The 24,616-nt window shown below is 37.6% G+C and carries 17 protein-coding genes and 2 riboswitches; of the genes, 15 read left to right on the top strand and 2 right to left on the bottom strand.

Going from position 1 to position 24,616, the window contains the following annotated elements; all coding sequences use genetic code 11:
• The first annotated feature begins 279 nt into the window (after positions 1-279).
• From WCV66_RS24945 to WCV66_RS24885, 13 genes are all read left to right on the top strand, one after another.
• Positions 280-1,098 (top strand): STAS domain-containing protein, encoded by an 819-nt coding sequence (locus WCV66_RS24945; RefSeq protein WP_338787290.1) that lies wholly within the window; start codon positions 280-282, stop codon positions 1,096-1,098.
• 831 nt (positions 1,099-1,929) lie between these two features.
• A riboswitch (guanidine-I (ykkC/yxkD leader) is annotated at positions 1,930-2,039 on the top strand.
• A gap of 66 nt (positions 2,040-2,105) precedes the next feature.
• A complete protein-coding gene (locus WCV66_RS24940; RefSeq protein ID WP_338787289.1) occupies positions 2,106-3,473 on the top strand; it encodes an APC family permease in 1,368 nt (455 codons plus the stop codon).
• Positions 3,474-3,570: 97 nt separating this feature from the next.
• Positions 3,571-3,685, top strand: a riboswitch (guanidine-I (ykkC/yxkD leader).
• A 364-nt stretch (positions 3,686-4,049) separates the two neighbouring features.
• Entirely contained in the window at positions 4,050-4,790 is a 741-nt protein-coding gene (locus WCV66_RS24935; RefSeq protein WP_338787288.1) for an urea amidolyase associated protein UAAP1, read from the top strand.
• Positions 4,790-5,440 carry an urea amidolyase associated protein UAAP2 gene (locus WCV66_RS24930; RefSeq protein WP_338787287.1) on the top strand — a complete coding sequence of 217 codons (651 nt, stop codon included), beginning with the start codon at positions 4,790-4,792 and terminating at the stop codon, positions 5,438-5,440. Before WCV66_RS24935 ends, WCV66_RS24930 begins: the two co-directional genes overlap by 1 nt.
• A 22-nt stretch (positions 5,441-5,462) precedes the next feature.
• A complete protein-coding gene (uca, locus tag WCV66_RS24925; RefSeq protein ID WP_338787286.1) occupies positions 5,463-9,122 on the top strand; it encodes an urea carboxylase in 3,660 nt (1,219 codons plus the stop codon).
• Entirely contained in the window at positions 9,082-10,854 is a 1,773-nt protein-coding gene (gene atzF, locus WCV66_RS24920) for an allophanate hydrolase (RefSeq protein WP_338787285.1), read from the top strand. The genes uca and atzF overlap by 41 nt, the downstream gene beginning before the upstream one ends.
• 431 nt (positions 10,855-11,285) lie before the next feature.
• Positions 11,286-12,314 (top strand): LacI family DNA-binding transcriptional regulator, encoded by a 1,029-nt coding sequence (locus WCV66_RS24915; protein ID WP_338787284.1) that lies wholly within the window; start codon positions 11,286-11,288, stop codon positions 12,312-12,314.
• Positions 12,315-12,495: 181 nt separating this feature from the next.
• Positions 12,496-13,443, top strand: coding sequence for an AraC family transcriptional regulator (locus tag WCV66_RS24910; RefSeq protein WP_338787283.1), 948 nt, complete (start codon positions 12,496-12,498; stop codon positions 13,441-13,443).
• A gap of 409 nt (positions 13,444-13,852) precedes the next feature.
• Complete coding sequence (locus WCV66_RS24905) at positions 13,853-15,142, top strand: sugar ABC transporter substrate-binding protein (protein WP_338787282.1); 1,290 nt, start codon at positions 13,853-13,855, stop codon at positions 15,140-15,142.
• A gap of 72 nt (positions 15,143-15,214) precedes the next feature.
• Positions 15,215-16,084, top strand: coding sequence for a carbohydrate ABC transporter permease (locus tag WCV66_RS24900; RefSeq protein WP_066323932.1), 870 nt, complete (start codon positions 15,215-15,217; stop codon positions 16,082-16,084).
• 82 nt (positions 16,085-16,166) lie between these two features.
• Positions 16,167-16,967, top strand: coding sequence for a carbohydrate ABC transporter permease (locus WCV66_RS24895; protein WP_066325717.1), 801 nt, complete (start codon positions 16,167-16,169; stop codon positions 16,965-16,967).
• 135 nt (positions 16,968-17,102) lie between these two features.
• Positions 17,103-19,289: an alpha-galactosidase gene (locus WCV66_RS24890; protein WP_338787281.1), complete on the top strand. Its 2,187-nt coding sequence runs from the start codon at positions 17,103-17,105 to the stop codon at positions 19,287-19,289.
• Between the two features lie 47 nt (positions 19,290-19,336).
• Positions 19,337-20,290 carry a sugar ABC transporter substrate-binding protein gene (locus WCV66_RS24885; protein WP_338787280.1) on the top strand — a complete coding sequence of 318 codons (954 nt, stop codon included), beginning with the start codon at positions 19,337-19,339 and terminating at the stop codon, positions 20,288-20,290.
• A 274-nt stretch (positions 20,291-20,564) separates the two neighbouring features.
• Here WCV66_RS24885 and WCV66_RS24880 read toward each other — a convergent pair whose 3' ends face one another.
• On the bottom strand, positions 20,565-21,878 hold the full coding sequence (locus WCV66_RS24880; RefSeq protein WP_338789555.1) for an MFS transporter: 1,314 nt from the start codon (positions 21,876-21,878) through the stop codon (positions 20,565-20,567).
• Positions 21,879-22,317: 439 nt separating this feature from the next.
• A complete protein-coding gene (locus WCV66_RS24875; protein WP_338787279.1) occupies positions 22,318-23,079 on the bottom strand; it encodes an MBL fold metallo-hydrolase in 762 nt (253 codons plus the stop codon).
• Positions 23,080-23,208: 129 nt separating this feature from the next.
• Here WCV66_RS24875 and WCV66_RS24870 point away from each other — a divergent pair, with 129 nt between their 5' ends.
• The gene (locus tag WCV66_RS24870; RefSeq protein ID WP_338787278.1) at positions 23,209-23,619 is read left to right on the top strand and encodes an Lrp/AsnC family transcriptional regulator; all 411 of its coding nucleotides are present in this window, start codon (positions 23,209-23,211) and stop codon (positions 23,617-23,619) included.
• Between the two features lie 129 nt (positions 23,620-23,748).
• Positions 23,749-24,390, top strand: coding sequence for a 5,6-dimethylbenzimidazole synthase (gene bluB / locus WCV66_RS24865; RefSeq protein ID WP_338787277.1), 642 nt, complete (start codon positions 23,749-23,751; stop codon positions 24,388-24,390).
• Positions 24,391-24,616 lie beyond the last annotated feature (226 nt).

Below are 24,616 nucleotides of genomic sequence, written 5' to 3'. Positions count from 1 at the left end.
CTACCCTGGCTACGGTTATCATTTATCGATATAAAAAAGGTCAACCAGAAATATCTGGCATCATATAAAATTAACGGTGGATTTACTACAATATGGAGTAAGTCAGTTACTTATTCAAGTAACTGAGTTAAAGGACAGGATTTTTAACATTATAGATTAGTTAAATTTCGTTAGGTCGGAAGCACTTATCTGCTTACTTCAATTGACTATCAATGTATTAAATGCTTATTATTACTACAAGAGTTTAAGTTTATTATCTTAAAAGAGGGGGTTGGACTAATGAACGTGATATTTAATGTTTCAAACCACTTAATTGATAATACAGAATCACTTGCTGAAGAAATCGTTGATGGTGTTTTGTATAGTATGAAATTAGAAATCCCTCTGTGGGAAAAAAAACAAGCAATAGAAATGTATATTGAATTTATAAACTTTTTAGGCGATTCCCTTATTATCGAGGAAGAGAAAATACCTGAAACTCTCGTTGAATGGAGTAAGAATAACGCAGCTAGACAGGTATCTCCCAAAGGGAAAATTTCAGAAATATTGGTTCGTTACCCACCAACAAGGGAAATTTTTACTGACATAATGACGAAAATTAGCATAGATTTTGGGCTTACATTAGAAGATTATGCTTTCATTATTAAAAGGATAAATAATATGTTGGACATAAGCCTCAATGAAACGGTTTTTGCCTTCGAACGCCTATCTGATGAATATAAAGAGGAGACGCAAAGAGAACTGGCTGAACTGTCAGCACCTATTGTATTAATTAAAGAAGGTATTGCCGTTCTCCCTCTGATTGGTATTATCGATTCATATAGGGCAAATCACATTATGGAAAAAATCGTACCAAAAATTGCTGAACTTCAGATTAGATATGTTATTGCCGACTTCTCAGGCATATTTTTAATTAATTCAGATATAGCGCGGCATCTACATCAAATAGGACAAATGCTTAATTTGTTAGGGATACAAACCTTGACAACAGGTCTACGTCCTGATTTAGCAAAAACAATTGTAAATAGTGGAATTAATTTGTCCGAAATTACTACTTTCGCAAACGTTAAGCAAGCATTAGAAAGCCTCAATCAATAATAAGTAATACATAGCTTAGGATAATCCTTAAATCTGTTCACTTGCAGTCTGCAATCTCCAGCGTTAATTAAAACTAAAGTCTGATAGTTTGTTAAAAAAGTTCGATAGTTTATAAAAAAGATTGATTAAGATTCCTGTTTTAAAATGCAGGAATTTTTTAATATTCTATATTGAGAAACAAATACTAAAGGTTGGAACAGACTTAGTAAATTGTAAGATATTTTCGAGAAGGTAAATTTTTCGATTATTCAATTGGATATATAGTGAAACACATATTCCATGGATAGAGAGGGAGGAAACTCGATTATTCTTGAAAATTAACTTCGTGTAAAATATCTATTATCCAAACCATTTTGCTATAAATTGAACGTCCCAAACCCTTGATTTTAAAGGGTTTAGGACGTTTTTTGTTTGTGTTTGAACTAACGATTAGGAATATTATCCGAACTACCATAGATCAAGAGCACAGTTTTAATTGGTACACCTTTTCGCAATCAGGCTAGATTGGAGAAGATTACTTAGAAAAATGGATATTGTGAAGGATTACACTAAAACCGTTATTAACTTCAGAGCTAGTTGAAGATAAGAAGATGCAGTACAATCCTCACGTAACACATCCCCATAGACCATAAAGGCGACTCTCAATCCTGAACAATTTGCCGCAGATATAAATGCTCTGTTCTAAGTAAATTGAACATTGGCTGTTGGTAATCGGTGTTTCTTCATTTTTAATGTTAGATCTTCTTACATAAATATAGAATTCTATTTTTTCGTGGTTTATACTTCAAACATATTAACAATATTAAGAGCGTTATTTAAATCATTTTGAATAAAATAGCTCTCTAGGGTTCCGTTTAAAGAGTACTCTTTAAAGTCTGGTCCGAGAGAGAGCGTACAGCTATACATAGTTGTATACACGGAGGGAAAAAAGCCCGGGAGATTTTTAAAACAAAAAATCTCCCTGACTTTTTTCCTTTTTTATTACATTTTAAAAAGGATGATGGATGATGATGGAGAATGCTACACTTGTTAAATCACTAAAACTACCTCAAGTTGTTTTTATGGGACTTGCTTGGATGACCCCGATGATTTATTTTACGGTCTACGGTGTGGCGTTTGAATCAGCTAATGGTCAAATGGCAGGCGCATATATTGCAGCCTTTCTAGCAATCTTTTTTACCGCATATAGTTATAGCAAAATGGTAAAAGCTTATCCAATCTCTGGTTCTGCCTATGCGTATACAAAAAATTCTATTCATCCCAAAGCTGGGTTTCTTGTAGGATGGGCACTTCTTATCGATTATGTTTTCTCTCCCATTATTGCGATTTTAACCTTCGGAATTTTTATGAATACCGAGTTTCCCGCTGTCCCTATTTATGTTTGGGTCATTATTATGAATTTCATCCTGGCTGTAGTCAACATCCTTGGGATCAAATTCGCTGCACGCTTAAGCGGGATCTCCGTTCTATTTCAAATCGGATTTATCTTACTATTCTGTGTTTTAGTTGCGAAGGATATTTTAACAGGAGGTAATGAATCCAGTTCCATCTTTTCATTAACTCCATTCTTAAGTGATGAGTCATCGACGAGCGCTGTGTTCTCAGGTGCTGCTGTAATTTGCTTCTGTTTTCTTGGTTTCGACGCAGTAACAACTATGGCGGATGAAACCGTTGATGCTCAAAAAACGATTCCGAAAGCTATTTTTTGGATTATTTTTATTGCTGCTGCTATGTATATTTCAATTTCTTATTTAACTCAAATTGCGTATCCGAATTTTACGTTTACAAATCCAGATAACGCTGCCTACAGCCTTGTTCAACTGATTGGCGGAAACCTATTGAGCTCACTGTTTATTATGGTGTTAATTGTGGCGACCTTTACACAAGGGCTTTCGTCAATGACCAGTGTAAGTCGTTTTTTATACGCACTTGGGCGTGATTCAATTTTGCCGAAAAAATTATTTTCCTCAATCCATCCAAAATACAAAACACCTGTAGCAAATATTATATTTGTGGCTGTTATTTCCTTATCAGCTATTTTTATTAATCTCAGTACAGCCGTTTTATTTGTCAGCTTTGGTGCATTAACAGCATTTATCTTCGTGAACTTATCTGTAATTGCACATTTCTATATTAAGCTTAAAAAACGTTCACCAAAAGAAACCATTTTATTTCTGATTTTCCCTCTTATTGGTGCTAGTTTTATTGGATGGCTATTAACTTTACTAGATACAAATACACTAAAATTTGGCATTACTTGGATTGTAATAGGCTTCGTTTATATGTTTTTCAGAACGAAGTGGTCGAAGGCAACAGAACGAAAAATCATGCTTTCACCGAATACACAAATGAAATTAGAAAAGCATGTAAGATAATCTACCATGTTTGTTGTTTCATAACACCATGACCATTTATGCTGAGTACATCAAATCACAAAACACTTATAAAGGTTTCCACAATCTAGTTGGAAACAAAAAAGCTTTCTAGGGTTCCGTTTAAAGAAGTAATATCATCTTTAAAGCCTGGTCCAAGAGAAAGAGTGCAACCGTAACGGTTGCATACACGGAAGGATAAAAGCCTGGGAGATTTTCATCTCTTTAGGCTTTTATCCTTTTTTTATTTGGCTGTTTTAGCAAACTTTGTTGCTATTAACCAAGTAGTGCTGTGTGGTTGATTTCTGCTCCAGATGCTCGCTTTCCGCGGGGCGGGCGGTGAGCCTCCTCGGCGTAAACGCCTGTGGGGTCTCACCTGTCCCGCTGCTCCCGCAGGAGTCTCGCACTTCCGCTCCAATCAACCTGAAACAGTTTTTCGTTTTAAAAGCAACAATCTCTTAGAAAAGAGTCTTTTATTTTAATTGTCTATCAGTTTTAAAAGTTTTGGTTCCATGTGCTTTAGGCCAGATCTATTTGGCAGGCACCTCGGAACTTTCTAATTAAAAGGGGGATGAATCAATGATTAACACTGTTTCTTCTATTATTACTAAAACTATACCGGCTGGTGGAAAATGGTCAGCCCGCATTCGAAGAGGAAAAGAAATTACCTTTACTGCACTCGAAGATGGCGCAAATTTATCTTTATTACTTTATAACGCGGATGACACTGCTGAACGCTACAATATGCCAGATACATTAAAAGCTCAATACACAGCATTTTTAACAAAAGGAAATGTTCTAATGACTGATAATGGTCGCGTACTAGCAAGTTTTGTGGAAGACACAGTCGGCTGGCATGATACGATCTCTGGATACACTACCCGGCAAATGATTGATGAGAAATATGGAAAAACCACCTATCAAGAAAATCGGAATGAATGGTACCGGAGCGGGGAAGAGAATTTGATTGTGGAACTCTCCCGTAATGGATTAACGACAAGTGATTTATCACCAGTCATCAATTTATTCTCGAAAGTGTATTGCGATGAGGAGGGAAACATGAATTTTGTCGAAGGACATACGAAAAAAGGAAAAACCGTCACACTTAGAACGGAAATGGATGTCCTTCTCGTTTTATCAAATACACCAAATCCACTAGATACCAAACATATTTATCAATCGACACCAATTGAAGTGAAGATAAAGGATGCAGGACCTGTTCAAGAAAATGACATTTGCTTGAACCACCGCGACGAAAACAGACGGGCATTTGAAAATACATGGGAATACTTAACGCTTACTAAAGGAGGAATTCAATAATGGCTGTTTTAAATTATGTAGAAAGTGAACGTAAAGTGGAAGAAGCAATCTATCATAAAAAATTACTTGCAGGAGATGGCTGGTTGTATATATTAGAGCCAGGTCAAGTGTTACGAATTCTGGATTTAGAAGGTAATCAAGCAGCAGACACGCTATTCTATGATGCAGATCATCCATCTGATCATTACAGTGCCATTAATACAATTTTGCGTCAGCGAAATATTTATCTATCTACAGGTTCTGTTCTTTTAGCTGAATCGGGAAAAGAATTAATCAAAATTGTCGCGGATACATGTGGACGTCATGATACCATTGGCGGTGCCTGCTCTGCACAGAGTAACACCGTTCGATATTCACACGATACATTGCCGATGCATAACTGCCGTGATACCTTTATGCTCCAAATGGCTAAATATGATAAACGCACAACCAAACGAGATATTGCTGCGAATGTTAACTTTTTCATGAACGTTCCCGTAACACCATCAGGCGGATTAAGATTTGATGACGGAGTTTCAGCACCCGGCTATTACGTAGAGATGCAGGCGATCAACCGGACAACGGTTGTAATCAGTAATTGTCCGCAGTTAAACAACCCATGCAACGCCTATAATCCAACACCTGTGCAATTAATCATCTGGGATAAATAAGAGAATAAAGGAGCGTGTGATCATGTTTAAAAAAGTACTAATTGCAAACCGCGGCGCTATTGCCGCTCGAATAGAAAGAACCTTGCAAAGAATGGGAATTGGTTCCGTTGCTGTTTATACAAAAGCTGATCAGGATAGTCTACATGTGGACCTAGCAGATGAGGCTGTTTTAATCGGTGAAGGGGTGGCAAAAGATAGTTATTTAAACGCCGATCTTATATTAAAAACAGCGATTGAAACAGGGGCAGAAGCGATCCACCCAGGGTATGGATTTCTAAGCGAAAATGCAGACTTTGCCCGCGCCTGCCAAGAAAACGGAATTGCTTTCATTGGTCCAACTCCGGAACAAATTGAATTATTCGGTTTAAAGCACTCTGCTCGTGATCTTGCGACAAAAGCCAATGTTCCGCTTTTACCAGGCACTTCGCTGATCAGTGATGTACGTACAGCGTTAATAGAAGCCGAACAGATTGGCTATCCGATCATACTGAAAAGTACAGCTGGCGGCGGGGGAATCGGCATGCGAATCTGTACGGATGAACCGGCATTATGTGAAGCTTTTGAGTCGGTATGTAGATTGGCGGAAACGAACTTTAACAATGGTGGTGTATTTTTAGAAAAATATATTCAAAAAGCGCGTCACGTAGAGGTACAAATCTTCGGAAATGAATTTGGTGAGGTGGCAGCACTTGGAGAGCGGGATTGTTCGATTCAACGACGAAATCAAAAAGTGGTAGAAGAAAGTCCGGCTCCTCTTCTCTCTTCTTCTGTCCGTGAAGAAATGTTAGCAGCTGCGAAAAGACTGGCTCTAGAAGTGGGGTACCGCAGTGCCGGTACAGTTGAATTTTTATATGATCCCGATGAAGCAAAGTTTTATTTTCTTGAAGTGAATACACGTCTTCAAGTGGAACATGGTGTAACGGAGGAAGTCTTAGGAATTGATTTAGTAGAGTGGATGTATGCAGAAGCAGCAGGAGAGTTGCGTTCACTTGAAACTCTTTATTTAGCTCCGAAAGGACACAGTATTCAAGCTCGGATTTATGCAGAAGACTGCTTAAATGATTTCCGTCCAAGCGGTGGACAAATAGACCAAATTCATTTTTATGAACAAGCTCGAATTGAAACATGGGTACGTGACGGTATCAACGTCACTTCGTTCTATGATCCAATGCTAGCAAAAATTATTGTTCATGCTGATACAAGAGAAGAAGCGATTGATAAATTAAGCACAGCTCTAAAAGAAACAAGATTATATGGAATAACAACGAATCTACAATATTTAGAAGCTCTGTTACAAGAAGAGGATTGCCGTTCAGGATATGTGCATACACAAATGTTAAAGAACTTTGCGCCAGAGGAAAGTGCTATTGAAGTACTTGACGGCGGGATTCAAACGACTGTACAAGACTTTCCGGGGCGTGTCGGACATTGGGATGTGGGTGTACCGCCTTGCGGACCAATGGATCCATTCTCCTTCCGAATTGGAAATAAGCTGTTAGGAAATGACGAAAGGGCTCCAGGATTAGAGATCACGCTTCGTGGCGGTTCCTATCGATTCCGGGCTGAAATGTCCATTTGCCTGACAGGTGCTGATATGGAAGCGAGGTTAGATGAAAGAGAAGTACCCATGTATAGCGTCATCCATGTCAAACGAGGTCAAGTGCTATCATTCGGTGAAGCCGTACAAGGCATGCGGACCTATTTATTAGTAGCAGGTGGATTAGATATGCCACTATACCTTGGCAGCTCCTCAACCTTTACACTTGGTGGCTTTGGCGGACACGGTGGACGTGCACTCCGAACAGGCGATGTTCTGCGGGTTAGCTCAAATTCTTCACCCTTACTATTCGAACTCCCTTCTGATCTTCATCCTGTTTTAACAAAGGAATGGACGATTGGTGTGATTCCAGGACCGCACTGCACAGAAGAATATTTAATGCCTGACTATCTGGATCAATTAACAACTACGAGCTGGGAAGTTCATTTTAACAGTTCACGTACAGGTGTCCGATTAATAGGACCTGCTCCGCATTGGACACGTGAAGATGGAGGAGAGGCAGGCTTGCATCCATCCAATATTCACGATAACGCCTATGCGGTTGGAACTCTTGATTTAACAGGAGATATGCCAATTTTACTCGGCCCAGATGGTCCAAGTCTTGGTGGTTTTGTTTGTCCGGTTACGACTGCTTCAGCAGAATTTTGGAAAATTGGTCAACTTCATGCGGGCGACCGTATTCGTTTTCAGCTTTTAACATTAGAAGAAGCTAATGAACTGCGTCAAACACAAGAACAATACTTGGAGAGTATTGGAACAAAGAAATGTGAATCAGCCGTTCTTCCGACTTTACCAACAGAAATTGTACCATTTTCACCAGACTATCCAGTGCTTGTTGAGCGGACAGACGGCCGTTTTCCAATGATGATTCGTGCAGATGGTGATGAAAACATTCTGATTGAATATGGGGAAATGGAATTGGATCTTTTGCTTCGTTTCCAAGTACATGCACTCATGCAAGCCATTCAATCCCGTCATGATATTCCAGTGATCGATTTAACACCTGGCATCCGTTCTTTACAAGTTCATATTGATGCAACAAAGTTGTCGGTTGCTGAACTTTGTGAAATCATTCAATCTCTTGATCGAGAGCTGCCAGCGCTTGAAGAAATGGAAGTACCGTCCCGTATCGTTCGACTACCGTTATCATGGGATGATCCGGCTACACAGCTTGCTATTGATCGTTATCAAAACAATGTTCGTCCTGATGCACCATGGTGTCCAAGCAACTTAGAATTTATTCGTCGTGTGAATGGATTGGATGCCATCGAGGAGGTTAAAAAGGTTGTTTTTGATGCCAACTACTTAGTTCTGGGTCTAGGAGATGTGTATCTTGGTGCCCCTGTGGCAACACCAACCGATCCACGGCACCGTTTAGTAACAACAAAATATAATCCGGCTAGAACATGGACACCGGAAAATGCTGTGGGCATCGGCGGAGCTTATATGTGTGTATACGGAATGGAAGGTCCAGGTGGATATCAATTTGTCGGCCGAACCGTTCAAATGTGGAATCGTCTGCGTCAAACAAAGAGTTTTAAAGAAGGAAAGCCATGGTTACTTCGTTTTTTTGACCAAATTCAATTTTATCCAGTTGGTGCGGATGAACTTCTCACTATGCGTGAGGACTTTATTCGAGGACGTTTCGAAGTTGAGATTACCGAAACAACCTTTAAACTTAGTGATTACGTCTCTTTCTTAAATTCAATCAAAGAAAGTGCTGATGCTTTCCGATCAACACAACAGGTTGCCTTCCATGAGGAGCGCGAAAGATGGCGTGAATTGGGTCTTGATGAGTATATTTCCGAACAAGAGGTGACGGAAACGACAGAAGAAGTACTGCCAGAGGGTGTGGAAGCTGTTCGTTGTACGATGCCAGGTAGTGTGTGGAAAGTTCTTGTATCACCAGGAGAAGAAGTGAAAAAAGGCGATACACTGATCATTGAGGAGAGTATGAAGATGGAGTTTCCACAGCTGGCTCCATATGACGGATTTATTCACTCTGTTCTTGTATCACCGGGAGAAGAGGTTCATGCTGGTCAATTAATTATATCCATGACAAAAGAAAAGCGAGGTGCTTCTCATGAAAACATTGAACTTACCGCAAATATTATCCATTCCTGAGCTGAAGGGAAAATATCAATCGAATGAACTTACACCAGAAGCAGTTATTCAGGAAATCGTTCATCGCGCAGAAGCAGACAAAGAATATAATATTTGGATTACTCCGCCTACGATGGAAAGGATTAAACCATATTTAGATCAGTTAAAGCAAATGGATCCAGAGCAAACACCGCTATGGGGTATCCCATTTGCCATTAAAGATAATATCGATCTTGCGGGTATACCTACTACATCTGGCTGCCCTGAATATTCCTTTACACCGAATGAACATGCGACAGTCGTTAAGCGATTGATTGAGGCTGGCGCCATACCAGTTGGTAAAGCGAATCTAGATCAGTTTGCAACAGGTCTTGTAGGAACAAGAAGTCCATATGGAGAAACAAAAAACTCGTTGAACCCTGAATTAATCAGTGGTGGATCAAGCTCAGGTTCCGCTGTTTCAGTTTCACGAGGGATGGCCGCCTTTTCTCTTGGAACTGATACAGCTGGATCAGGTCGTATACCGGCTGCCCTGAACAGTCTTGTCGGCTATAAACCAAGTCTTGGGGCATGGCCGATCAAAGGTCTGGTAAAAGCCTGTGCTAGCTTGGACTGTATTAATGTGTTTGCCAATAGTCTTTCAGATGCTTTGCTTGTTGATGAAGTGGTACGTGGGCTTGAAAGCTCTGATCCATGGTCCAAGTCAATCACGCGTAAATCCAATGCCCTTCCGGAAAAAATTTATCTTGTGCAAGAACCTCCTACATTTTTCGGATCCTTTGCACAGGACTACAAACAGGCATGGGAAAAAGCTGTTGCCCGCATTAGGAAATTGGATATTCCGATCGAATACATCGATGGAAGCTATTTAGCGGAAGCCGCTGCTATTCTTTATGAAGGACCGTGGGTCGCTGAACGCTGGGCGGAATTAGGGGAATTTATTACGACACATGAGAATGCCGCTTTTCCTGTGACAGAAACAGTCCTTCGTTCCGGAGCAAATCCAGAGCATGATGCGTCTTCTTTATTTAAAGCGATTCACAGGCTACAGACATTAACGAAAAAAGCCCATCAGCAGTTAAAAAATGCGGTTTTGGTCATGCCGACATGCGGTGGTACATGGACGCGTGAAGAAGTACGTGAAAATCCAATTGAAACCAACAGTCTTATGGGACTATATACGAATCATTGCAATCTATTAGATCTTAGTGCTGTAGCGGTTCCAGCAGAAGCTGCAGAAGAAAATCTACCATTTGGAATTACGTTGTTTTCAAGCAATGAAAATGAGCATTTGATTTGTGGGCTTGCCGATTTATTTATACATGGTCGCCGCTTTCTACAAAAGAAGGAAACGACACTCGTAGCAGTATGTGGACTGCATATGCGTGGATTTCCGTTAGAAAAGCAAATGTTCGAACATGGAGCTGTCTTTATTCGAGAAACGAAAACCGCTCCGCAATACAAAATGATTAAACTATCTTCCCATCCATCTAAACCGGGATTAATTCGATTGAACGAACCAGGGGCGTCTATTGAAGTAGAGGTTTGGGAAATGCCACTCAGCCAGTTCGGATCCTTCGTCTCTCTGATTCCATCTCCGCTTGGGATTGGAAAGGTAGAATTGGAAGATGGCTCTGAAATACCAGGATTTATCTGTGAAACAAGTGCAGCCAAAACAGCAGAAGATATTTCACATACTGGTGGCTGGCGTTATTCTTTTAGCGACTTTAAAATAAAGAGAGCTTTAAATTAAACAAAGTTTGCTAATTTTATAAGGTTTAAGAAAAGATCCTGTATTAATTTAATCAGGATCTTTTTTTTGCTCTAACACGGTGGTGATTTAGTGATAAATAAACTAGGTTAATATCTTTCATTTTTATATAGAGAAGATTAAGCAAACATTTGCGATGAATAGAATAACGTTCGCTTCTTCATTTGTTGCATAATAAGGTGCCTTTATTAATGGGGGTACTAAATCCTATGCAAATTAATGGCATTAAAAAGCCTACAAAGGTTTGTGTTTTTAGTAATATCAGTTCATGAAAACAATAATAACTCACTAAACGGTCCAATAAACCAAAATAATATATGACTTGAATGAAAGCGGATAATTAGGTATAGTCGTAGTAAGTTTAGTAAATGTAACTAAATATAGTAGTACTGTTAACTAAAGAGGGTGGATTTGTGACGACAATTAAGGATGTTGCGTCTAAAGCTAATGTATCTACAGCGACTGTTTCAAGAATATTAAGTAATGATGAATCTTTATCTGTTGGTGAGGATACGAGAAAACGTGTTATTGAAACCGCAAAATTATTAAATTATAAGCCAGCAAGAAGAAAGAATAGCAAGAGCTCAGAACAGATTCCTAATATCGGCTTAGTTTTAACTAGTTCACAAGAAGATGAAATAAATGATCCTTATTACTTATCGATTCGTCTTGGAATTGAAATGGCATGTGAACACCATAAGTTAAGGATTAATACGATCATTAGACTTAACCAGGATATTGATACAAATAGCTTTGATGAATTAGATGGAATAATAATAGTTGGTTCGATTAGTGATTATGCTATACAAAAAATTAAGAAAAATAAGAAAGAAATTGTCTTTGTGAATTTTGATCCTAAATTGAGCGGTTGTGATGTTGTAATTTCTGACCTAGCAAGTGCAACTGAACGAGTGCTAGAGCACTTAATGAATTTAAACCATACCCAAATTGGTTATATTGGTGGAATGGAGATTATAAAGGATTTTAAAAATAATATTGAAAGTGAACTTGATGATATTAGAAAAGTAACATTCCAAAAGATCATGCATGAGAAAGGGTTGCTTATAAATGAACATGTTCTAATTTCAAGTGAATGGGGTCCAAATGGTGGATACCAACTGATGAAAGAAATGATTAGAAAAGGTAACCTGCCAACTGCAATTGTTGTAGCAAGTGACCCGATGGCTATGGGAGCGTTAAGAGCTCTCCATGAAACAAATATAAAAGTACCTGATGATGTTTCAATTTTTAGTTTTGATGATATTGAGTCTGCTGCCTATTTGAGTCCACCACTTACGACAGTAAAGGTATATCCTGATGAAATGGGTAAAACAGCAGTGAAGTTACTAAAGGACAGAATAAATGGAAGAAAAGTAGCGATAAAAACAGTGTTAGAAACTGATTTAGTATTAAGAGAAAGTTGTCAATACAAAAAAGAGTAAGTAAAATTGGGTCTTAACGAGCTATTTAAGAGACTTGATCTACAAGAAGGCTGTTTAGACAGCCTTTAGGAAAAGGTTTCAAAATCTAAAGCAAAAGTCTTAGTCGAAACCGAAAGCTCCTGGATTTTATCTGCTTTTATGGATGTCCATCACACAAATATAATTCTCAGGAGTGTGAAAAATGAAACGATCAACAAGTGATTTTGAAACGGATTCTCCAACAATTCAAAGCTATTTTGAAGGGACTATTTTGTCAAACCAAAAACGAGGATCCTATGGGTTTCGGTTTCAAGATAGATCCTATAAATATTTAGTTAACCTTTGGAATATTGGGTGGGAATTACAAACTTCAACTGATTATTGTTGGGATGGTAATGAACGTGATGAGATTGGGAAACTTATTTTTCAATACACACTATCAGGTACTGGGAAATTAGAAATAGAAGATCAATCCTATACGCTTCAAGAAGGACAAGCTTTTATAGTCTCAATCCCTAGTAATCACCGGTATTATTTCTCAGGCGGTAGTGAACCATGGGAATATATTTTTCTTACTCTATATGGCCTTGAAGCCGAAAAAGCATGGAGTTATATAACGAAAAGAACGGGACCGATACTAGACATACCTCCTGACTCCCCTCTAATAAACTCAATTTTTAATATTTATAAAGAAACAAGAAAAGAAAATGTTAAAGACGCTTACTATGCATCGGCTTTGAGCTATAGGTTTCTTATGGAATTAATTCGTTTTACAAAAAACAATACCAATCAAGATGTAATTCCAACAAATATTAAAAAGGCTATTACATTTATGGAAGACTATTTGGATCGTGACTTAACTTTGGAAGATATTTCTGAGGAAAGTAACTTATCAAGGTATTATTTTTCAAAAATATTTAAAGAGCAGGTAAAAGTAACTCCAATGCAATATTTAACGCAATTAAGAATAAAAAAATCTACGTATCTACTTTTGCAAACGAATAAGACAATTAATGAGATTGCTATTGAGGTTGGTTTTAAAAACGGAAACTATTTCAATAAAGTTTTTAAAAAGTCACTAGGAGTTTCTGCTGGTGAATTTCGGAAAGATAATGGTCATAATTTTATGGATTACATTGTTACGGAATAGTAGATTGAGGAAGAGGTTATAGATCTCTTCCATTTTTATTTTATGAATACCTTTATGGTTTATGGCAACTCAAGAGTCAACTTTAACTAATTCTACCTCTAAATTTTTAAATTACACTTCATAAAACACTTCAAAATTTTACTTAAAATTCATTTAAATTTTACTTAAACTAAGCGGATTGGAAGCTGATTTTTAATAAATAGCCATAATTCTTAAGCCTGTAAATACCTTGTGTATAAAGGGTGAAAAGAAGTATTAAGAGAAAAATGAACATAAATAATTTTTAGTTAATTTAGTAGAAATAGCGAAAAATTACCCTTAATTCAACAAAAACTTACTCTTGTAATAGTAAACGTTTACTAATATATTGGTTGTAGAGTAACTAAATATGATTTGAGGGGGAACTAGGGTGAAGAAAACAATAGTAGTTATGATTGTTTTATTATTTTCAATAGGATTAGCAGCTTGTAGTAATGAGGAAAAAAGCAGCAATCAAAATAATGGAAAACAAGTAGAACTAACTTTTGCAACTTGGGGAAGTCCAGCAGAATTTGAAGTTTTACAAAAAGCAGTAGATAAATTTAATGAAGAACATGAGGACATCCATGTAAAAGATATAATTGGTATCCCATGGGCGAACTATAATCAAACAATTACGACTAGATTACAAGGTGGAGAAGCTCCGGACGTTTTTTATGTGAATGGACAAAACATTTCAAATTTAATTGAAACAAAATCTATACTACCGATTAATGATTTTATGGAGAGTTCTGAATCCTATGTAAAGGTTGATGAATACCCGAAAGATATCTGGGGCCCGTCAGATAAAGATGGCATCAAATATGGATTCTCTGTAGATTCTAATCCAATTGTTATGTACTATAACAAAAAAGTATTTGAAGAAGCTGGAGTAAAAACGCCTCAGGAGTACTATGATGATGGGAAATGGAATTGGGATGCTATGGAGGAAGTTACGAGTCAATTAGTTGAGGTAGGAAAGTATGGATTTGTACAGGACCCTGCACACAATGCAATGTTGAATTGGGTTTGGGCTAATGGTGGAGAATTTGCAGTTGATGGTGAGGTCGTAGTTCAAAATGATCCGAAGGCTAAAGAAGCATTTGAATTTGTTAATAAAATGATTGAAAGCGGTAACTTTGTATCGGGTGGCACCCTTCCTGAAGGACAAGGGTCAGATGCGATGTTTATGTCTAATCAAGTAGGGATGATTGGCGGTGGACGTTGGTATTCACCAGGTTTCAAAGAGGCTAATGTTGAGTACGATTATATACCTTGGCCATCAAATACCGAGAATAAATTGGAACCAGCAGAAATTGCAACCGCATTCCTATCAGTTAATAGTGATACAGAGCATAAGGAAGCAGCTCTTAAGTTTGCATCTTACTATAGTTCAGAAATAGGACAAGAAGTACGTTTGAAAGGTCAAGGGAATGCAGTTCCATCTGTACTAGGACTCGATCATCTAATTACCGATAGTCCAGAGACAGAACATGCGAAATATTTGTTAGACGCGAGAAATGTTGGTAGAGTAGTTGATTTTGCGGTTAGTATACCTGGATTAAATGATGAATTAAATTCTATTTATCAATTGTTTATGCTAGGTGACCTAACTGTAGATGAAACAATAAATCAGTTAGCGGAAACTAGCCAAAAAATGGTTGCTGAAAATAAAGAATAAAGAATAATTCATTAAGAATAAGGGACCAAGTCGTGTTCCTTATTCTATATTAAATTAAAAAAGGTGATTTAAATGCACACAAATAAAACAAAATGGTGGGGTTATTTTTTTATAGGTCCACAACTCATTGGAATGTTGGCATTTTCATTAATTCCGCTCGTCTCTGCACTAGTGTTAAGTTTCATGGACTGGGACGGTTTTAACTCTGCAAAATTTGTTAGTTTATCCAATTATATAGATCAGTTAAGTAATGATAATTTTATAACAGCTTTAATCAATACCGCTTATTACACGCTTTTGGTAGTCCCAGTAGGGATAGCATTAGCTTTAGTTGTGGCTCTGGGATTAAATAATGTTACGGGAAGTAATGTATACAGAGTTTTTTACTTTATGCCTGTTGTCACAAGTTCAGTTTCTATAGGTGTCATTTGGATGTGGTTGTTGAACGGGGACTTTGGTTTAATTAATCAATTACTTTCTTATGTAGGTATAGAGGGCCCTAATTGGTTAACAGATAGAAAACTAGTCCTACCTTCCATTGCAATGTTAAGTATTTGGTGGGGATTGGGTACAAATATGGTGATATTTTTAGCTGGTCTAAAAGGGATTTCAAAAACCTTTTATGAAGCAGCAGATATTGATGGGGCGAGTCCTTTACAGAAATTTCGTCATATCACCTTACCAATGTTATCACCGACAACATTTTTTATTTCCATAACAACAATTATTGGTTCGTTCCAAGTGTTTGATCAAACGTATGTAATGACAAAAGGTGGACCAGGGAAAGCAAGCTATACCGTGGTTTATCACATTTATGATACCGCATTTGGTCGATTTGATTTTGGGGCAAGTTCAGCTGCAGCTATGATTCTTTTCATTATTATATTAATCTTTACCTTAATTCAGTTCTTGGGTTCAAGAAAGTGGGTTCATTATGAGTGAGAAAATATTAATAACGCCTAAACAATTAACAACAAATCGGACGTTAGTAGCAAGTAAAAGAAAACAGACTGTGTTAAAAATAATGCTTCATCTTCTTTTAATCATTGGAGCTATTGTTATGTCAGGTCCATTTATATGGATGTTCTTAAGTGCTGTTAAACCATTAGATCAGATCTTTGCTGTACCACCGAAGTGGATACCAGAGCCGTTTGTCTGGAGTAATTTTATAGATTCATTAAAGGCAATGCCTTTTGGTAAAGCTTATTTTAATAGTTTTTATATCTCGATCATTGTAGTTGCTAGCCAAATATTGACTTGCTCAATGGCGGCATATGGGTTTGCAAAGATCAAATTTCCGGGTTCGAAAGTGTTATTTATTTTGTTTTTATCAACAATGATGGTTCCTATGCAAGTAACATTAATTCCGCTTTATTTAATAATGGATGCAATTGGATGGTTAAATACACATGCATCTATTATTATACCGAGTGCTTTATTTAACGCGTTTGGTGTATTTCTCCTACGTCAATTTATAATGGGCATTCCAAAAGAAATGGAAGAAGCAGCGATTATTGATGGTGCGAATCCATTTCAAGTGTATGTGAAGGTCATATTACCGTTAATTAAGCCATCATTGGCAGCATTTGGGATATTTTCTTTTATTGGTGTTTGGAATAATTTTATTCAACCATTAACCTTTTTAAGTAGCCAGGAGCTATATACTGTACCACTTCTGCTTAGTTATTTTAAAGGGCTTTATGTAACAAATTGGGCATTAATGATGGCTGGTGCTACTATATCTGTCATACCTATTCTAGTCGTTTATATTATTGCTCAAAGACAGATTATTGAAGGGATAACACTCACAGGAGTAAAAGGATAATAAATTAGTAGGTTCAATGTATAGAAATCAGTTGTTGAGGAACACCTAAGTTATGTGTATTTATATGTATTAAAATGATGATTAGTGGACTGACAAAATTAGTTAATAGATAAAATGGTTCTAAAGGAGACAACTATGGCTATAACTTTTAACAACGATACTAAAACGTTTCATTTAAAAGCGAAAAATACGAGCTATGTTATGCAAATAATTAATGATGGCTATTTAGCTCATCTGTATTGGGGAAAGAAAATTAACGAATATAACTATTCGAATGGAGTACGATATTGGGACCGAGGATTCTCTCCTAACCCGGTATCGAGTGATCGCACATTTTCACTTGATACATTACCGCAAGAATACCCGCAATTCGGAAATACAGACTTTCGAACACCAGCCTATCAAATACAATTAGAAAATGGCAGCACAATCACCGATCTACGCTATCAATCTCATACGATTGTAAAAGGTAAGCCATCACTTGATGGTCTTCCTGCTACGTATGTCGAGTCTGAATCAGAAGCTGAAACATTAGAAATCATCCTATTTGATAAAGTAATTGGGTTAAAAGTAACGTTGCTTTACACAGCTTACAATGATCTAGATGTCATAACCCGTTCAGTTCAATTAATAAATGAAGGCAATACTAACTTGAAATTATTAAAAGCTGCTAGTGTGAATGTCGATTTTCGAGAGCATAAGTTTGAGATGATTACCCTTTACGGTGCTCATGAAAGAGAACGTTTTGTGAACCGTACGGGTTTAAGATATGGGATTCAATCAATTGATAGCGGACGCGGAACGAGTAGTCATCAACAAAACCCGTTTGTCGCGTTAGTAAAAGAAGATACACGGGAAGATCACGGTGATGCTTATGGGATCAACCTTGTTTACAGCGGCAATTTTCAAGCGTCTGTAGAGGTAGATCAATTTGATTGTACGCGTCTTACGATGGGTGTGAATCCATTTGATTTTACTTGGTTGCTAGAAGCAGGTGAGGCATTCCAAACTCCTGAAGCTGTCATGGTTTATTCATCTCAAGGTTTAGGACATATGTCCAGAACCTACCATAAGCTTTACCGGACACGTCTTTGCCGAGGTGAGTTTAGAGACCAGACTCGTCCAATCTTAATCAATAACTGGGAAGCAACATACTTTAATTTTGATGAAGAGAAAATCACTGATATTGCTCGAAAAGGGAAGGATCTCGGAATTGAGTTATTTGTATTAGATGATGGTTGGTTTGGTAAACGTGATGATGATAACACATCCCTTGGAGACTGGTTTGTGGATCAAAATAAACTCCCGAATGGCCTTGAGTCGTTAGTAGAAGATGTCCGCAACATGGATATGCAATTTGGACTTTGGTTTGAACCGGAAATGGTTTCGGAAAACAGTGATTTATTTAGGGAACATCCTGATTGGTGCATTCATGTTCCAGACCGACTTAAGTCAAAAGGAAGAAATCAATTAATTTTAGATTATTCTAGAAAAGAAGTATGTGACGAAATTATCAACCGAGTGTCAGCGATTCTTGCAAGTGCACCAATTACGTATGTGAAGTGGGATATGAACCGCCATATGACTGAAGCTGGTTCAGCCACTCTACCAGCAGAGCGCCAAAGAGAAGTCGCTCACAGATATGTACTCGGGGTATACCGAGTTATGGAGGAGATTACGTCGAAGTTTCCTCACATTCTATTTGAAAGCTGCTCTGGTGGCGGTGGCCGCTTTGATCCAGGAATGCTTTACTATATGCCTCAGACATGGACGAGTGATAATACGGACGCGATTTCTCGCTTGAAAATTCAATATGGAACAAGTCTAGTTTATCCAATCAGTTCAATGGGGGCTCATGTATCAGATGTACCGAATCACCAAGTAAACCGAGTCACATCTGTTGAAATCCGCGGGCATGTTGCAATGTCTGGCAACCTTGGGTATGAACTTGACTTAACAAAAATGACAGAAGAGGATCAACAAGAAGTTATCAATCAAGTCAATTACTACAAAGAAATCAGACCGCTTATTCAATTTGGGGACTTTTACCGACTGCTCAGTCCGTTTGAAGGAAATGAGACAGCATGGATGTTTGTATCTGAGGACAAATCTGAAGCTGTTTTTGCTCACTTTAAGGTATTAGATGAGGGGAATTCTCCTTTCCTATCAGCAAAGCTACAAGGGCTAGATCCAGATAAAAAATATACAATTGCTGAACTTGACGAATCATACTACGGAGATGAACTAATGAATGTCGGTATAAATATTCCGAAAGTCAGAGGAGATTTTACGAGTATGATGTGGAGATTGAAAGCTGAGTGAGATATACTAAGTGAGTAATATAGAATCACGAAGTAATGGGGTATCTAATGTTAAAAAAGCTATCTTTTTCTCTATTAATTATATTCGCAGTGTCTATGTTCTTAATCGTATATATATCTAAAACATTATCAGCTGAAAAACCAAATGTAACTGTTGTTTTAAAAGGTCTAAATTCTGAGTATTGGGAGCTAATGGCAGCCGGAGCAAGAAAAGGATTTGAGGATTTTGGTATAAATGGTAAAGTTATTGCTCCTTCTGATGGATCTACTGTTGAGGAGCATGATCGTTTTTTAGAACAAGTTCTTATGGAAAGTCCTGATAGCTTAATTATAGCTCCTATTTATCCGGATAATATTAGTTCTACGTTAGAAGACTTTGTAGAACAGGATATTCCAGTTATCTTACTAGATACAGATGTTACTTGGGAGGATAAAACTGCATATGTTGGTACTGATAATATTGCGTTAGGTAGAAAAGCGGGGGAGTTACTAGGCTCCCAACTGCAGCCTGGAAATGAAGTTGCCATACTAGGAGTAGATACGAATAGTATGGTGGCAGGTGACCGGATAAAAGGGGCTAAGGTAAGTTTACAGTCTGTCGGAATAGAAATTGTTGCAGAAGGTGTTGATGTATACTTAGAGCCTTTGCAAGTGAAAAAAGAGTTAAAAACGATATTAAAGGAACACCCTAACCTTAAAGGAATTATCGCGACGAATGATGGACTAGCGTTAACTATTTTTCATGCTATTGAAGATCTGGGTTATAAAATGCCGGTCATTGGAGCGGATGGTATTAACAAAATGATTGAATTGATTGAAGAGGAAAAGCTGCCTGGGACAGTGGCACAAAATCCTTATGATATGGGATATTTAAGTGTCGAAGCCGTTATGAAGGTATTAAATAGTGAGAATGTTGAAAGAAATATCGATAGTGGAATCGATATCATCATTAATGGGAATGCAAAGCAACGGTTCGAATTTCAGGAGAGAGTGTTAAGGTAATGGTAATCGGCTAATTCTAATCACTAGTCGAAAACATTGATTTACCAATACTTAATTAACTCAATTCTTTGTTCGGTTAACTTTTATTTATACTCCCGTTTTTATGAGGGCAGTGAAAAACTGACGTCTATGACAAATATTTTTTAAAAAAGAAGATTTCCAGTACTAGTATTGATCTGGAAATCTTCTTTTTTGTTGGCTAATGTTGTTCTGTCGTGTATTTTACCCCATCAATCAGTCAATGCAATCTATAAAAATTTGAATTTAATAAACTTTAAACCAGCACTTTACTTTGAGCCTTACGGGACCAAGTAATTACAGGAATAAGCAACAATGAAAGGATAGCTCCAGAAAGTGATAATGCTGCATAACTTGAATGAGCAACGACAATTCCTGATAACACACCGCCAGAGGCACCAGATAATGCAAGTAAGACATCAACCGATCCTTGAGTTTTTGCACGAATGGATGGATGTGTTGCATCTATAATGAGAGCCGTTCCGCTTATTAAGCCAAAGTTCCAGCCAACACCTAACAATACAAGCGCGCAGATAAGCAATATCATTGAGTCTGCCGGAGCAAAAGCCGCTAGAAGACCAGAAGCGAGAAGTATGGCACCAGCAGCAATAGCCATCGTAGTACGGCCGACTTTATCTACCAGCAGGCCTGTAACAATTGAAGGGAAATACATGGCACCTATGTGAAAACCTATGACAAGCCCGACTTCCCTCAAACCATGGCCATGGTGTCCCATATGAATCGGTGTCATGGTCATAATGGCTGCCATGACAAATTGAGTCAAAACCATAACGGTAGCACCAACGACAACTCCTCTTTTGTTTAACGCAGAGCTTTGTGAACTTGATTCTTCCAGGACTTTACCGTCTTCAACCAGGGCACTTGCTACAGCTGTAGATACGATCAAAGGGTCTGGACGAAGGAAAAGTAGGAGAACCAATCCGGCAAGAATAAAAGCAGCTGCCCCTAAGATAAAGGGACCAGCCAGAGTTGGAACACCAATAGAATCTGCAAATTCTCCCATCACATTGACCAAGTTAGGACCCGCTACAGCACCAAAGGTAGTCGAAACCATGGCCATGCTGACAGCAGTTGCCCGCTGTTTAGCTGTCGCCAGATCTGTACCCGCGTAACGTGCTTGCAGATTTGCAGCGGTACCAGCTCCATAAATAAGTAGGGAAGCGAATAAAAGTAAGACACTGTTAAGTAAGGCAGCGATTATTACGCCGATTGCACCCAATCCGCCAGTAAGAAAACCGGCTGCAAGTCCTGCTCTGCGGCCGAAACGCTGTGAAAGCCGGCCTACAAGAAGTGCTGCCCCAGCAGAACCTAAAGTGAGTAAGGCAACAGGAATCCCTGCAGCACTTTCTGTCCCCAGCATATCTTGAGCTAGAAGTGCTCCTACCGTTATACCGGCTGCAAGTCCTGCACCTCCAAAGATTTGTGAAAGGATCACTATTCTTAATGTTTTTTTATAAAGCTGTTTTTGCTTTTCTGGTGAATCAATATATTCTTGAAGCCAAGCAGGATTCTGTTTTGGCTTGCTTTTAACTACTGTTTCAGTGATCATAAACTGCACCTCTTCAAAAAAACAATTTTAGATTTTTATGCCTTCTCTATCTATCTCTTTTAGGATATTATCGTTTCTCATAACTATTGACTAATCATTAAGAAGCTCATGATTATCAACACAATCATGAGCCTCTTGTCATTTCTAATGATTACTACACACGATAAGTTTTAAATTCTTAATAGACAATTAACATTTTGTCTTTTTAAAAGGCTGTTTTCGCAAACTTTGTTGCTTTTAAAATAGTATTGGGTTGGTTGATTGCAGCGAGAGGATGCTCGCTTTCCGTGGGGCGGGCGATGAGCCTCCTCAGCGCGAAGCGCCTGCGGGGTCTCATCTGTCCCGCTACTCCCACAGGAGTCTCGCACCTTCCGCACCAATCACCCTAATCAGTTTTGTTCAAAAACAACAATCTTTTAAAAAAGAGCCTTTTAAAAATTTAAAATGTGTATGATTGTCCGTCTTCTGGCACTAACACATGTGAAGAGATTCCCTTTTCCTCAATGAAGCTTTTTAATTCTTCTCGGGATAATGTCCAATGGTTAACAGCTTCCATATGGACAGAAATGATTTTTGCGTAAGGAGCAGCCTTATGCACTTCATAGATGTCATCTTTCCCCATTACTAAAGAACCGCCTTGAAGGAATTGATTATCTCCGCCATTTACAACAATGATTTCAGGCTTATGTGTATTGATCTCTTCTTGGATTCCATCATACCATACCGTATCTCCAGCCACATATAACGTTTTTTCACTTGTGTGTTTGAAGACAACGCCACACACTAAACCAGCAAGTTTTAAAATTTCTCCTCTTCCGTGTTCACCTTTCGTTTTCACTAATTGGATACCTTCAAAGACTGTATCTTCTTGTAGCACCTCTACATTTTGAAAACCAGCGTTTCTTACTTCTTTCGCATCTTCTTCATTTTGAACAAACATTTTGATCTCTTTTGGTAATACCTCTTTGGCAGTATCATCCCAATGGTCTAAATGTAAATGAGTTAAAATTACTGCATCAACATTATTAATAATAGTATCAATTGATGTTGGTAAGCTAACTAAAGGATTATTTTGATCTTGTCTTAAAGAATTTGGGAAAGGTGGATAAGTCCCCTTCTCTGCTAAAAATGGATCAATCAAAAACTTTTTACCTGTATATTCAACAACAATTGTTGCATTTCGAATTTGTTGTATATTCATATTCATTAACTCCTTTTCTTTTAAATTTCCTTTGAACAATGTATATTCTATACTGTGACTCATTGAAGATACATAGATTAAATAAAGTGTTTTGGCCGTTTGACTTTATTAATGAAAGGAGTTAAATAAATGTTAGATAACACGGATATGCAAATCTTAGATGAACTATCCAAGAACAGTCGGATAACAATGAAAGAATTAGGCGAGAAAGTCCATTTGACTGGACCAGCTACCTCAGCTAGAGTGGGAAAATTAGAGGATAGTGGAGTTATTGAGGGTTATACAATTAAAGTCAACCAAGTAAAATTAGGTTATTTTATACACTCTTTTATTAATATATTTACAAAAAGTGCCCATCATCAACCTTATCTGTCGTTCATAAAAACACAAGAACAATACATCATAAATAACTATAAAATCAGTGGGGACGGTTGTTATCTTCTCGAGTGTAAATTTCCATCTAATGAAATATTGGATCAGTTTTTGGAAGGGTTAAATGAGCATGTTAATTATAAATTAACGATTGTAATTAACAAATAGTATATCAATAGAGATTGAAAATCCTTGGTATTATTGGATTAAGGCACCTTTTTAATAAAAACATAATTCACGATAAGGAAAAATATCCGAACTATCTAGATCGAATTAAAGTAGAGGGAGAGAAATTTAATGTTTTCTAATGAAGAAAGAGATTCGATTTATAAGGTTATTTATAATAGGAGGGATGTACGAAGTTTTTTATCAACTCCTATTCCCGAAGACACAATACTTAAAATATTAAATGCAGCTCATCATGCACCCTCAGTAGGGTTTATGCAGCCTTGGAACTTTATTTTAATTTCATCTGACAGGACTAAAGAAAAATTAGCATGGGCGGCAGAAAAAGAAAGACGAGCATTGGCTATTCATTATGAAGAAGAAAAAGAAACAAAATTCCTGAGTTTAAAAGTTGAGGGTTTAAGAGAAGCTCCTATTACTATTTGTGTAACATGTGACCCCACACGAGGAGGATCGCATGTATTAGGACGTAATTCCATTCCTGAAACAGATATTTTATCAACAGCCTGCGCTATTCAAAATATGTGGTTAGCTACTTGTGCAGAAGGACTTGCAATGGGATGGGTGAGTTTTTATAAAAAGAATGATGTTCGAGATATTTTGGAAATACCACCACATATTGATCCTATTGCTCTTATATCCATTGGTTACACTGAGGATTATCCCAAAAAACCTATTTTAGAATTAGCTAATTGGGAAAAAAGGCGGTCTTTAGAAAACCTGATCTTTAAAAATAAATGGGGTAAAAACTAATAAAAACCTTCGTCTTAAAGGATGCTATTGTTCAATAAGGCATGGTAATGATCTTCCACGATCTGGCGCTTTTCTGGAATAACAAAAAAGTTCAATTTTTATAATGAGAAATTGAACTTTTAGTATTGAAATTTCCTTAACGTTGTAAATCCGCATTTTCCTGACTGTACCCCATGCCCATCAAGCTAACAAAGTAAATTACTAGATACGAAATGATCCTTGTTTC

It is taken from the genome of Metabacillus rhizosphaerae (genome assembly GCF_037201795.1).
Taxonomy (GTDB): Bacteria; Bacillota; Bacilli; order Bacillales; family Bacillaceae; genus Metabacillus; species Metabacillus rhizosphaerae.
This window is presented reverse-complemented; position numbering and strand designations above follow the sequence as displayed.